Annotated in this window: 6 protein-coding genes; all 6 read right to left on the reverse strand. The window is 46.9% G+C overall.

Translation table 11 applies throughout. The features are described from left to right. Positions 1–133 precede the first annotated feature (133 nt). The 6 genes from P3C17_RS04150 to P3C17_RS04175 all read right to left on the reverse strand — a co-directional run bounded on the left by P3C17_RS04150 (position 134) and on the right by P3C17_RS04175 (position 13,331). Entirely contained in the window at positions 134–1,546 is a 1,413-nt protein-coding gene (locus tag P3C17_RS04150; RefSeq protein WP_300928240.1) for an FAD-dependent oxidoreductase, read from the reverse strand. Between the two features lie 11 nt (positions 1,547–1,557). Continuing rightward, positions 1,558–6,024 carry a glutamate synthase large subunit gene (gene gltB, locus P3C17_RS04155; RefSeq protein WP_300928241.1) on the reverse strand — a complete coding sequence of 1,489 codons (4,467 nt, stop codon included), beginning with the start codon at positions 6,022–6,024 and terminating at the stop codon, positions 1,558–1,560. A 503-nt stretch (positions 6,025–6,527) separates the two neighbouring features. Next, positions 6,528–7,487, reverse strand: a complete 960-nt coding sequence (gene folE2 / locus P3C17_RS04160) for a GTP cyclohydrolase FolE2 (RefSeq protein ID WP_300928242.1) — start codon at positions 7,485–7,487, stop codon at positions 6,528–6,530. 194 nt (positions 7,488–7,681) lie between these two features. Continuing rightward, positions 7,682–8,863, reverse strand: a complete 1,182-nt coding sequence (iadA, locus tag P3C17_RS04165; protein ID WP_300928243.1) for a beta-aspartyl-peptidase — start codon at positions 8,861–8,863, stop codon at positions 7,682–7,684. A gap of 9 nt (positions 8,864–8,872) precedes the next feature. Then, a complete protein-coding gene (yfcC, locus tag P3C17_RS04170; protein WP_300928244.1) occupies positions 8,873–10,354 on the reverse strand; it encodes a putative basic amino acid antiporter YfcC in 1,482 nt (493 codons plus the stop codon). Between the two features lie 64 nt (positions 10,355–10,418). Further along, the gene (locus P3C17_RS04175) at positions 10,419–13,331 is read right to left on the reverse strand and encodes a TonB-dependent receptor (RefSeq protein WP_300928245.1); all 2,913 of its coding nucleotides are present in this window, start codon (positions 13,329–13,331) and stop codon (positions 10,419–10,421) included. Positions 13,332–13,339 lie beyond the last annotated feature (8 nt).

Raw genomic sequence — 13,339 nt, forward strand, 5'->3', positions numbered from 1 at the left:
CTCAAAACTCTTAGCCAAAGTAATTGATGTTGCAGCTAGGCGACAAGTGCGCCATACCCCAGGAGCATAGTTGTACTATGTGACTGGGGCTGGCGTGCGCAGTCAACAACGCTGCAGCTTCAAGTATGAAGGCTTAAACCTGCAGGTAATCCAATATCCCCTCAGCGGCCTTACGACCCTGAGCTATGGCTGTGACTACTAAGTCTGAGCCTAAGACCATATCACCACCTGCGAAGATTTTTTGCTGGTTGGTTTGAAGTGGGTAAGTGCTTTTTTCGCTGGCCACGACGCGGCCTTTGTCGTCGAGCTCTACACCCATATCTTTTAACCACTGTGGTGGGCTTGGCTGGAAACCAAAAGCGACAATCACAGCGTCCGCTTCTAATACCTGCTCTGAACCAGGCACTGCTTCGGCGTTACGACGGCCTTTGGCATCGGCTGCACCCATAGCAGTAGTCACCACTTCGATACCACAAGCATGGCCTTCGTCGTTTAACTTGATGCCAAGTGGCTGCAGGTTAAACATAAATTCCACACCTTCTTCGCGGGCATTTTGTACTTCTTTGCGTGAGCCCGGCATGCTGGCTTCGTCGCGGCGGTAGGCCAATGTTACTTTGCTGGCACCTTGACGAATAGCGGTACGTACACAGTCCATTGAAGTGTCACCACCGCCTAATACCACTACTTTTTTACCGGCAAGGTTTACATACTGGTGTTCTGTCTGCCAGCCCATCAGATTATTGATATTACCAATCAGATAAGGCAGGGCTTCATAGACACCAGGGGCTTTTTCGTTGACCAAACCACCTTGCATTGGGGTGTAAGTACCTAAGGCCAGAAACACTGAATCGTATTCCTGCAGCAAGCTGTCAAAGCTGACATCCACACCCACAGTGGTATTTAAACGGAACTCAATACCCATAGCGGTGAAGATTTCACGGCGTAGTTTCAGTACGTCTTTTTCCAGTTTAAAAGGTGGAATACCAAAGGTTAATAAGCCACCAATTTCCGGATAACGATCGAATACTACTGGGGTAACGCCATTACGGATAAGTACGTCAGCACAAGCTAAACCAGCAGGGCCTGCGCCTATTACAGCAACTTTCAGGCTGGTTTTGACTACCGCTGATAAATCCGGCCGCCAGCCCATTTCAAAGGCTTTGTCGTTAATATACTTTTCAATAGAACCTATGGTGACTGCACCAAAACCTTCGTTGATGGTACAGGCGCCTTCGCACAAACGATCCTGCGGGCAAACCCGGCCGCACACTTCAGGTAAGCTATTGGTTTTATGCGACAGTTCAGCCGCTTCAATAATTTTGCCTTCGTTGGCCAGCTTCAGCCACTGCGGAATATAGTTATGCACAGGGCATTTCCATTCGCAGTAAGGGTTGCCACAGTCCAGGCAACGGTCGGCCTGACCTGATGCCTGGGTATCAGTCATAGGTTGATAAATTTCTACGAACTCGATGGTCCGCTCACGGTGTGACTTCTTTGGTGGGTCAACCCGCTTTACGTCGATAAATTGATAAACATTCTGTGCCATAGTTGCCTCCCTTACATCGCCTGAACCCGCAGCTCATCGGAAGAGCGTGCGCGGTGACCAAGCAAGGTGTTGACGTCACTTGTTTTGGGTTTAACCAGTTTGAACTTGCTTAAGTAGTTGTTGAAATCCGTCAGGATCCGGTGCGCTTTTTCGCTGCCGGTGGCCTCAACGTGTTGATGTAACAAGCTACGTAAGTGTTCCTGCAGAATTGGTGTGCTGACATCCAGCGCTTCCACCAGTTCAGGGTTCACCCGCAGGCATAAGTCATCCTGTTCATCTAATAAATAAGCAAAACCGCCTGTCATACCAGCACCAAAGTTGACGCCGGTCTGACCTAATACCATCACCACACCACCTGTCATATATTCACAGCAGTTATCGCCTGTGCCTTCTACAACCACTATGGCGCCTGAGTTCCGTACGGCAAAACGCTCACCGGCACGGCCAGCAGCGTAGAAACGGCCGCCGGTTGCGCCATATAAACAGGTGTTACCTGCAATAGTGGCGTCGTCTTTGGCATAGCTGACTCCCTTAGGTGGGAATATCGCAATTTGGCCACCTGTCATGCCTTTACCTACATAGTCGTTGGCATCACCTTGCAGAGATAAATGCAAACCACCAGCGTTCCAGACTCCAAAGCTCTGGCCAGCAGTACCTATGCAGTTAATCACAATAGGGTCGGTCGCCATGCCCTGATTGCCATGATGACGGGCAATAAAACCAGATAAGGCAGCGCCCACTGAGCGGTCGGTATTGCGGATAGGCACTGTTAAGCGGCCTCCGGTTTTATACTTCACCATATCGGCGCAGCGTTTCACCAGTTCCTGGTTTAAGGCGCCATCATCAAACGGGTCGTTATTTTGTACGCAGAACAAGGATTTATCTGATTTAACACCAGAGGCCAATAAAATCGGGCTCAAGTCTAATTTCAGTTGTTTCTGCGTCTGGCCTTCACGGATAGATAATAAATCAGTACGACCTATTAACTGTTCCAGTGAAGTGACACCCAGTTCAGCCATCAGCTCACGCACTTCATGCGATAGGAACTTAAAGTAGTTCATCACCATTTCTGGTAAACCAGTAAAGTGGTCGCGACGTAAGGTCGCATCCTGAGTGGCAACACCAGTGGCGCAGTTATTCAGGTGGCAAATCCGTAAGAATTTGCAGCCTAAAGCCACCATAGGACCAGTACCAAAACCAAAGCTTTCAGCACCTAAAATAGCGGCTTTGACGACGTCTAAACCGGTTTTTAAGCCGCCATCTACCTGCAGGCGAACCCGGTCACGTAAACCGTTTTCAACCAGGGCCTGATGCACTTCAGCTAAACCCAGCTCCCAAGGCGAACCGGCGTATTTAACCGACGTCAGCGGGCTTGCACCTGTGCCACCGTCATAACCTGAGACGGTAATTAAATCGGCATACGCCTTAGCCACACCAGTTGCAATAGTACCGACACCTGGTTCAGACACTAATTTCACTGAAATCAGTGCTTCAGGGTTCACTTGTTTTAAGTCAAATATCAGCTGAGCCAAATCTTCAATTGAATAAATGTCGTGATGCGGTGGTGGTGAAATCAGCGTGACACCTGGCACTGAATAACGCAGACGCGCAATTTCAGCTGTGACTTTTTCACCTGGCAACTGACCACCTTCGCCGGGCTTAGCGCCTTGGGCTACTTTGATCTGAATCACTTCAGCATTCACCAGATAATGCGGTGTGACACCAAAACGACCCGAAGCCACCTGCTTAATTTTGCTGTTTTTCTCAGTACCAAAACGGCGTGGATCTTCACCACCTTCACCTGAGTTAGAACGACCACCTAAACGGTTCATCGCTATAGCTAAAGCTTCATGCGCTTCAGGGCTTAAAGCACCAATAGACATGGCTGCGCTGTCAAAACGCGGATACAGCTGCTCAGCGCTTTGCACTTGCTCCAAATCGACCGGAGTGGCATTGGCTTTGTTTAAGCTGAATAAATCGCGTAAATGCGCTACAGGGCGCTGATTCACGAAGTCGGAATAGACTTTGTAATCTGCATATTTGCCACTGCGTACGGCTTTTTGCAGGCTTTGCACTACATCAGGGTTATAAGCGTGGTATTCGCCATCATGCACATATTTCAGCTGGCCACCGTGATTCAGTGGTTTGCGTTTTAACCAGGCGCTGTTGGCACGAATTTGTACGTCCTGCTGGAAGTCAGCAAAGTCGGCACCCTGAATACGCGAAGGTAAATCAGGGAAACACAGCTTCATCACATTCTGATTAATACCCACAGCCTCAAACAGGTTCGAACAGCGATAACTCGCTACAGTCGAAATACCCATTTTTGACATGATTTTGTACAGGCCTTTATTAATACCTTTACGGTAATTCAGCACGGCCTGACGGGCGGTCATATTCAGACTGCCTTTTTCCACCAACTGCTCGATAGTTTCATAAGCAAGGAATGGATAAATACCTGTAGCGCCTAAGCCTACCAGCACAGCAAAGTGATGTGGGTCACGAGTGGTTGCAGTTTCGATAATAATGTTCGAGTCGCAGCGCAGCTGGTTATCCACTAAAGCATGATGCACAGCGCCGACAGCCATAGCTGCTGGAATAGGGATCAGGCCTTGTTCGATACGGCGGTCTGTTAAGATCACCAGCACTACTTTATCTTCACGTACCACACGCACAGCTTCAGCGCAAACACGGCGCACTGCGGTTTCCATATCTTCGTCATTAGGGTCGAAGTTCAGGGAAATAGTGTGATGTTTGTAGTATTTCTCGTCAGCTGCTTTTAACTGTTTTAAATCGCTGTACATCATCACAGGCGATTCAAACTGAATACGGCGGGCATAACCTGCAGTTTCACTGAAGACGTTATGTTCACGGCCTATGCTGGTTGCCAGCGACATGACGTGAGCTTCACGTAATGGATCGATAGGCGGGTTAGTGACCTGCGCAAACAACTGACGGAAATAGTCGTAGAAAGTACGGGTTTTTTGCGACAATACAGCCATTGGCGTATCGTCACCCATAGAACCTACAGCTTCCTGACCGTCTTTTGCCAGTACTGTGACTACCTGTTCGATTTCTTCATAGCTGTAGTTAAACAGCTTATGGAACACCATCATCTGATCGTCAGTAAAGACCCGTTTGCCTATTAAGTCAGTTTCAAACTGCTCATAAGGTACTAAACGTTGCACATTGGTAGACAACCATTTGCGGTAAGGGTGGCGAACCATTAAATCCTGGTCAATTTCTTCTGAGCGCCAGATTTTTCCTGTCTGCGTATCCACAGCCAGCATTTCGCCCGGGCCAACGCGGCCTTTTTCCTGCACTTCATCAGGTGTGTAATCCCAGATGCCAACTTCAGAAGCCAGCGTGATTAATTTATCTTTGGTAATAACAAAGCGGGCAGGGCGTAAGCCGTTGCGATCTAAGTTACAGGCCACATGCTGACCATTGGTCATGACAATACCGGCAGGACCATCCCAGGGCTCCATATGCATGGAGTTAAACTCGTAGAAGGCCTTTAAGTTATCGTCCATCACCTTATTGCCTTGCCATGCTGGTGGCACCAGTAAACGCATAGCACGGAATAAATCCATGCCACCGGCCAGCAGCAATTCCAGCATATTATCTAAAGAGCTGGAATCTGAACCCGACTGGCTGACAAAAGGCGCAGCAGTGGGTAAGTCTGGTAATAAAGGCGACGAAAACTTGTACTGACGGGCGCGGGCCCATTGTCTGTTGCCTGTAATGGTATTAATTTCGCCGTTATGCGCTAAAAAGCGGAATGGCTGAGCCAAAGCCCAACGTGGCATAGTGTTGGTAGAGAAACGCTGGTGGAATACGCAAATGGCGGTTTCCATCCGAACGTCTGCTAAGTCCAGATAAAAACGCGGCAAATCTGCCGGCATCATCAGGCCTTTAAATACGGTCACCAGACAAGAAAAGCTTGGGATATAAAAATCCGCATCGTCTGTCAGCTGCTTTTCGATACGGCGTCTGACCATATAAAGGCGACGCTCTAAATCGTGTTCGTTCCAGCCTGGCTGGGCACTGACAAAAGCCTGCTTAATCTGAGGCATAGAAGTAAGTGCTAAATCACCCAGCACCGAGGTGTCTGTTGGCATATCACGCCAGCCGACTAATGTCAGTGTCTCACGGGTAATTTCCTGTTCAATAATAGCGCGAGCCAGTTCGGCCTTCACCGGATCCTGACTAAAGAAGAAGATGCCCACCCCATACTTTTTGCCCAAAACCCAGCCTTTCTCCTCTGCAACTGCTCGGAAAAAACTATCGGGTTTTTGCATTAACAGGCCACAACCATCGCCTGTTTTCCCATCCGCTGAAATTCCACCTCTGTGCTGCATGCGGTCTAAACCGCTGATTGCAGTGCGCACAATACGGTGGCTGGCGACGCCTTCTAAATGAGCGATCAGACCAAAGCCACAGTTCTCTCTTGCCTGACTGTGGTGATACAACGCCATGACTCTTCCTCCAACCTGTCCTGTATAAAATAAATATACCCTTAGTTTATGAAGCTGCCGCTTGGTTAACTGAGCTCTATCGCCCGAATTACATAGCTGGGCTATGTTGGTAAGAGCTCTATTACTGGTCAGTTAGCGTTAACTTCAATAAGTGCTGGGTAAAAATGTTAAATTTATGAATTATTATTCTTGTATTTGGCGTTTTTATCCCTGAAAGAAAACAACAGCTCTGCTTTCAGTCAGTTAGGTGGTCCGCATAGTTGTTTTTATGGCGTTTAGACGTCTATCCATAAATAGACGATTAGATATACCCAGTTCAGGCAGAAATTGCAAGACCAGTCTGGCGCATTTAACCGACTATTTTGTCTGAGGCTGTGAATAAGCAGGTTTGTAATTAAATTACAGAAATAAGGCTTTTTTGTGGCTTTTAGCTAGTGTGGAAGAAAAAAAAGGCCGCAGAAGCGGCATTTTTTTGTAATTTAAACGATATTTTTATGCGGAACTTATGCGTGATAACCGTTTGAAAGACCTTTGACCGTCACTGCAACCGCATCATGTGCATGCAGGGACTCGTAGTGGTTCACCCGCAGCCAGAAATCGTCAAATTCAGACAACTGGTTCAGGGCGTGTTTTAAACGACGGGCTGCATCTTCACAGAACATCAGGTTCTGACCGTTTAAGCGGGCAAACTCTTGCTCGTCAGCGCGTTTAACTGCGGCCTGTACCGGAGTCTGCAGCGCATCTTCAATCGCATCAATTAACGCTATCACAGGGAAGTCAGTGACTTTATGGTTCAGCTGTACTTTTATTTCAGCAATAGAGCGTTGGCTATGTGGTGTTGCCACTATACCCTGAGTGGTGCCTAACCAGTCTTTCACTTGTTCTGCATTCACTTGCTGGTGACCGGCAAATTTAGCCACAAAAGCTTCTTGAATAAGCTGACGGGCTAAAGCTGCTGAACAAGGACAAGTTGAAGAGTAAGGCACGTCGACCTTCATCTCTACGCCTAACTTGCCATCTTTCAGCTGGCCTGTAATAGTCACAGGGTAAGCTTTCCAGCCTTGTTTTTCGGTGATCAGCGCTTTACGGCGTAAATGCAGTTCAAAATCAAACTTCACAAAAGCATGAGTACTTAAATCTTCATGGCTGCTGATGAACTCGTTCAGCAGTTCGCTTAAGGTGGCAAAACTTAAACTGGATTCAATCGACAGCTGATCCAATAACAGGTAAAGCCGCGACATATGAATGCCTTTGGCTTTTGGATCTTTTAAGTTTACAAAAGCTTCAACTTTGGCGCTGACCTGGCGTGGTGCTTCTCCTGCCACACTAAACATCAGTGGCAGTTCAATATTGCTCATGCCAACCCATTCCAAAACACCTTCAGTGGTGGCGGAAGAATGGTTAGCTACATCTGGCATAGTGGTCGGCATGAATACTCCAATGTCGTCAAATGCTGAAATCATGTTCGACATGATCCCGCTAAAAATTTGGCGCACTTTATACCATATTTTGCTGCTCGGGCCGGTATAAAATCTGTGCTATATAAGCTGATTTTTTTAGAACAGCTTAAACGAAAAAAGCGAATACCCGACTAAATCTGTCGGATATTCGCTAAATTGGGATGCAGTCACGGAAAATCAACTCTTAACAACAGCTATTACTTTTCAAAAGTACCTTTTACCAGCGCCTTGCCGTCTTTTACCAATTGGCGACCTTTGGCAAAGACATCACGAATTGTTAAATCAGTTTTATTCAAAAGCACTAAGTCTGCGTCCATTCCTGCTGCAATACGGCCTTTGTGCTTCAATCCCAGCACTGCTGCTGGTGCTGCAGTTATAGCAGTGATGGCATCTGATAAAGGTACCTTATATTCAAGCACTGCCTGGCGGGCGACCTGATATAAAGTTTGTACTTTGCCTACTTCAAGCCCAATCAGTTCTCCATGGTCGTTATAGACTGGCAAACTGGCATTGCCATCTGAGCTTAATGTCAGATTCATTGCCGGAACACCTGCTTCTAAAGCTCTTGCTAAAGCTGCTGCAGCTGCTACTTCACCATGTTGTAAGTCGTAACTTGTGGTGCTGGTAGTAAAATCAATCACAGCTCCTGCTTTTGCAAGCTCAATACCGGCCTGAAACACAGCTTCATTGCGGTTGATATGAGTTGGGTAGAATTGGGACAGTTTAAGCTCTGTACCTTCTACAGCTTGCCACAATGGCTGTAACAACGACTCACCACTCCCTACATGCACACTGACTACACCAGCTTTACCTGACAAAATTCCACCCACTTTAGCCGCAGCTGCTACTTTACGGATTTCATCTAGAGTGGGTTGAGAAGAGCGGAAATCGCTGATGGCAATTTCGCCGACGCCGATAAACTTGTCGATGAGGATCAGATCATCCGTGATATTACCCATTAAAGTCCGGCACGGAATTTCGTAAGAACCTGTATGGCAATAAGTGCTGATACCTTCAGTTTCCAGCGCATGAGCTTTGGCTAACAGATTAGTTAAGGTTCTGGTGGTTGCGTCTGTGCCCAGCACGCCAATAGCTGTGGTGACTCCACCTAAAGTGGCATCTGTTAACTGCATTTCAGGAGTACGGCTGGCAAAACCACCTTCACCGCCACCGCCAATAAAATGTACTAAAGAATCAACAAAACCCGGCACTAAATAACAATGGCTGGCATCAATCACTTCAATGGGCAAATTACTGCTGCCAGCTTCAAAGCCAGAACCTAAAGCTGCGATTTGATTACCGGCTACCAAAAGATCCATCAAACCTAAATCCGTTGGGCTTACTATATGGGCATTTTTAAATAGTTTTATTGCGCTCATTTTATGTCCTTATTGATAACCAATGGCGACTGCGACCAGCACTGCTGTACTTGCAAGAGCGAAAAGCCAGAGCTGCAAACGCCAGGCAAACTTTGCCCATAACATCCAGTCAACCCGCACTACACCCAGGCAACCAATTAAAGAAGCGGAAGTGGGCACTATGCAGTTGGTTAAACCATCACCTAATTGAAAAGCTAAAACTGCTATTTGGCGGGACACTCCAACCAAATCCGCCAAAGGCGCAACTAATGGCATAGTTAAAGCTGCCTGGCCTGAACCTGAGGTAACAAAGAAGTTAAACACGGATTGGAAAATCAACATAAACCAGGCAGATACATAGCTGGATACACCATCAAAGCTGCTGCCAGCGTAATGCAATAACGTATTGAGAATAGAAGGTTCTGTGGCGTCGTCGCCTCCTAACAGCAGCACTATACCTTTGGCCATACCTACTATCATGGCGGCAGGTAATAATTCAGCTGCACCTTGTTTAAAGGCATCAGCAGCTCCATTCACAGTCATTCGTTTGCCAACAATACCTAAAATGGCTGTGGCTATACCTAAAGCAAAAAACTGAGTGGCAATTTCAGGAATGTAATAACCACGGGCCACTACGCCCCAAATTACCCAGGTAATACCGGCGACAAAGAGCAATAAAATGGCAGCATCTAAGGTACCGAAGCTGGTACTTTGTTGTTCTTGCTGTTGGGCGCGCAGTTTTTGATCTGAAGCAAAACTGACAGAAAGTTGTGGGTTCTTTTTAATTTTTGCCGCATAACGCATGGTAAAGATGATGCCGAAAAGGGTGAACACAACCCAAAGTGCAATACGATAGTCAGCCCCTGACATCAGAGGTAAACCCGCTATACCCTGAGCTATAGCGACACTAAATGGATTCATCCAGGAGGTTGCAAAACCAATCTGAGTGGCGATGTAAGTAACCAGCACAGTGGTAATAGCATCGTAACCTAAAGCCAGCATCAAAGGCAGTAAGACAATACAAAAGGCAATGGCTTCTTCACCCATGCCAAAAACTGCACCACCTAAAGAAAACAGCAAAAACATTAAAGGTATAAATAAATAATCTATATCTTTGGTTTTGGCTATTAATGCCAGAATACCGTTATTAACAGCTCCTGTTTTCATAATGATGCCAAAGGCACCACCGGTCAGCAGAATAAAGGCAATCACGCCTATAGCTGCGCCCATTTTGTCGCCAGAAACCATGCCCTCAAAGGCGTAGTTTAAAAAGCCAACCTGACCACCTTCACCAAACAAAGGCACTGCTTTGTTTTGTTCCTCAGCAAACTGGAAGCTGTTTGGGTCAATACGGGCTTTAACAGTTTCACCTGCGGCGTTTAGGGTTTCCGGTAACATCTGAAAATAACCAGCCGGAATAAGGTGGGACGCAATAGCTGCCGCTATCATCACAAAAAAAAGTATGACAAAAGCATCCGGCATGCTGACCGGTTTTTTGCTTGTAACTTGCATGAGATTTACCTGTTAAATGCAGCCGGGCTAAAAGCCCGGCTTCTATTATTCGCTTCGAGTGCTGTTAAAACTTGTGGCTTAGTGCAATACGGAAGCTACGACCTAAAGCATCATGGTTAATAGAATCAAAACCACGGCTTGAACCATAAGCTGTTGGTGGATCCCGATCAAACAGATTGTCGATATTAAAGCTGATCGTGGTTTGGGCAAAATCATATCCCAAATTCATTCGCCATGTAGTCCAGGACGAGACCTGACGGGTTCCATCTGCGTTTAATTGACCTAAGTCTTCCAGCTCGTCCAGTTCACGGCCACGCAGCCCTTCAATATCATCTTCGTAGGAATCCGTGTAATTCGCCGAAATGCTACTGAAGAAGTCACCTCTTGACCAGCTAAAGCGCACGCCAGCTACAGTTTCAGGGTAACGCCAGCTACCAATCAGCTCTTCGATTTCATCAGAGCCTGCTTTATTGCGCTCAAAAGATAAATAATGGGTGGCATCCAGGCTCAGGCCGAAGGTGCCAGCTTCAGTATCAAATCTGTGATCGTACGCCAGATCTATACCACTGACAGTTTGCTCACCGGTATTTTCCAGCAGCAATACATGGTCGCGGAACAGTGGTAACTCAGCAAAACGTGGGTCGTCGTAAGCTACCCAGGCATCCAGTATTTCTGTCATATTGGCGCCGTCTTGTTCGATAGTCAGACCTGCGTTGTCTGTTACATCACAAAGGGCTTCATCAAAAGAAATACCCTGACTACCTTCAGGTACTAAACCACAATGGCGTAAAGAAGCATCCCCAATAGCGCGGGCCAGAACACCAGTCATATTGGTATCGACCAGATTTTCATGTTCAAAGCGCCAGTAATCCACTGTTAATGTGCTGTTTTCTGACAAGCTTAAAGCAAAACCTAAACTGATGGAGTCAGACTCTTCTGCCTGCAGTTGTGGGTTACCCAACTCCAGCACATTGTTGCCACGTTCATCACCAAAACCTTCGCAGAATAAATCTGCAACGGCCTGGTTGGCACCACAATCAAAACTTGCTGTGGTGGTTCTGAGTTTTACTCCGGCCTGAGTTAACGAAGGTGCACGGAAGGACGTGGCGTAAGAAGCTCTGACGATCAGCTCTTCGACAGGACGGTAACTAAAGCCAATTTTTGGGTTAAAGGTGCCGCCAAAATCATCAAAGTGGTCATAACGTGCGGCAAGCTGCATATCTAAAGTACTGGCCAGCGGCACATTAAATTCAGAGAATGCCGCCCATTGAGTGCGTTCAGCTGCCGATAAACTGGAACCAAAACCAAAAACATCGACCAGATAACCGTTTTCAGCTCTGGCTATTGCATTGTCTGAAGGGGTATCAGTGATTTTTTCTTTACGAATTTCAAGGCCAAAAGCAGAGCTAATCACGCCATCGTTAAATTCCATTAAATCGCCATTAAAGCGCGCATCCCAACCTAGTACTGTACTTTTACCTTTGCGGTTTGGCATTTCCTGTGCAAGCGCCAGCAAAGCTTCGTTGCTGCTATCGTTTTGCAGGAAAGGGTTATAGATAGCGCCTAAAGAGCTGCTGCTGCAACTTAAGCTATCGTTATCAGCGTCATAGCTGGCAATAGTGCCGTTAGAGCAAAGTTCACCTGCTAAAGCGGCGTGGTATTTATATCTGTTGTAAACGCCTTTAGTGGCAACCTGATCAGATTTTGATTCAGAGTAAATAACAGCCGACTCCCAACCCCAATCACCCACTGAACCTGATAAAGCACTGACTAAACGCAAAGCGTCTGTTTCCACTTCTATAGTGCGTGGTGTACCAAAACGGGCATCAAAAGCAAAACCATAAAGCTCACGGCCAGCGACTGTATCAAAAGGGTCTATATACAATTGATCGAGTAACTCATCACGAAGGGCAGGGCCAAAAATATCCAGAGTGCTTTCGTCTGCAAAAGGGCCTTCACTGTCATCCAGTTGATTAATAGGAGCTGGGCTTGAGAGGGCGACAGATTTGGTATTGCTGAAAAACACATCGGTATTCCAGCTGATATCACCAAAGTCTTTCTGGAAAATAGCTCCAGTGGAGTAACTGGTTAAATCTGAGTTCAGTTGGTCATCTTCATTGGGGTAATAAGCGCAAATTTCTTCACCAAACTCTGTAGTCACAAGCTCGGTAGCGCAGCCTGGCGTAGCCAGTTCATTGCCCGAGCGTACAGAGTTGTAATAAATATTGGGTGTGTTTTTTGGCAGGTAAGAGTATGAACTTTGTAGCAGGGGAGAACGGGTAAAGTCTCTGTCCTGAGCACTAAAGGCGTTACGGTCAAGATAATCAGCGAATACAGTCAGTTGACCGCCAGCAACTTGCTGACCAAATACCAGATTCAGGTTGCGGCGGCTCTCATCACTGGACGCCGCACTGTCGCCATAAGAGGCATTAAGCTCCATGCCTTCATAATCTTTTTTCAGTATGTAGTTAATAACACCAGCTACAGCATCTGCCCCGTAAATGGCCGAAGCGCCTGTGGCTAAGACTTCAATACGTTCAATGGCAGCTAAAGGAATGCTGTTTACATCAACAAAATTCTGAGTGCCTGCCGCAAATGAACTGGCAGCAACACGGCGGCCGTTAATCAGCGTCAAAGTGGAAGCCGGGCCTAAACCACGCAATGATGCTGCGGCCTGACCTGCTGGCGTTGACGTTGAGGTTGCACCACTTTCACTGGTGGAAAAGGTGCCGTCACCGCCTCTCAATTGGCCTACGTCTTTCAATAAATCAAAAATACTATTAGCGCCCGATTTTTTAATATCGTCGCTACTGATCACGACCAGCGGCTGAGCACCTTCTAAATCAACCCCCTTGAGGCGGGAGCCTGTGACTTCGATTTTTTCTATTGAATCGTTTTCAGTTGCAGTTTCAGTTTGAGCAGATACGGAAAAGCAGCAAGCCGCAACGGCCAGCGAAAGCATAGATGGTTTAAACATTTTTTATT

Source organism: Rheinheimera sp. 1928-s (genome assembly GCF_029269265.1).
Lineage (GTDB): Bacteria > Pseudomonadota > Gammaproteobacteria > Enterobacterales > Alteromonadaceae > Pararheinheimera.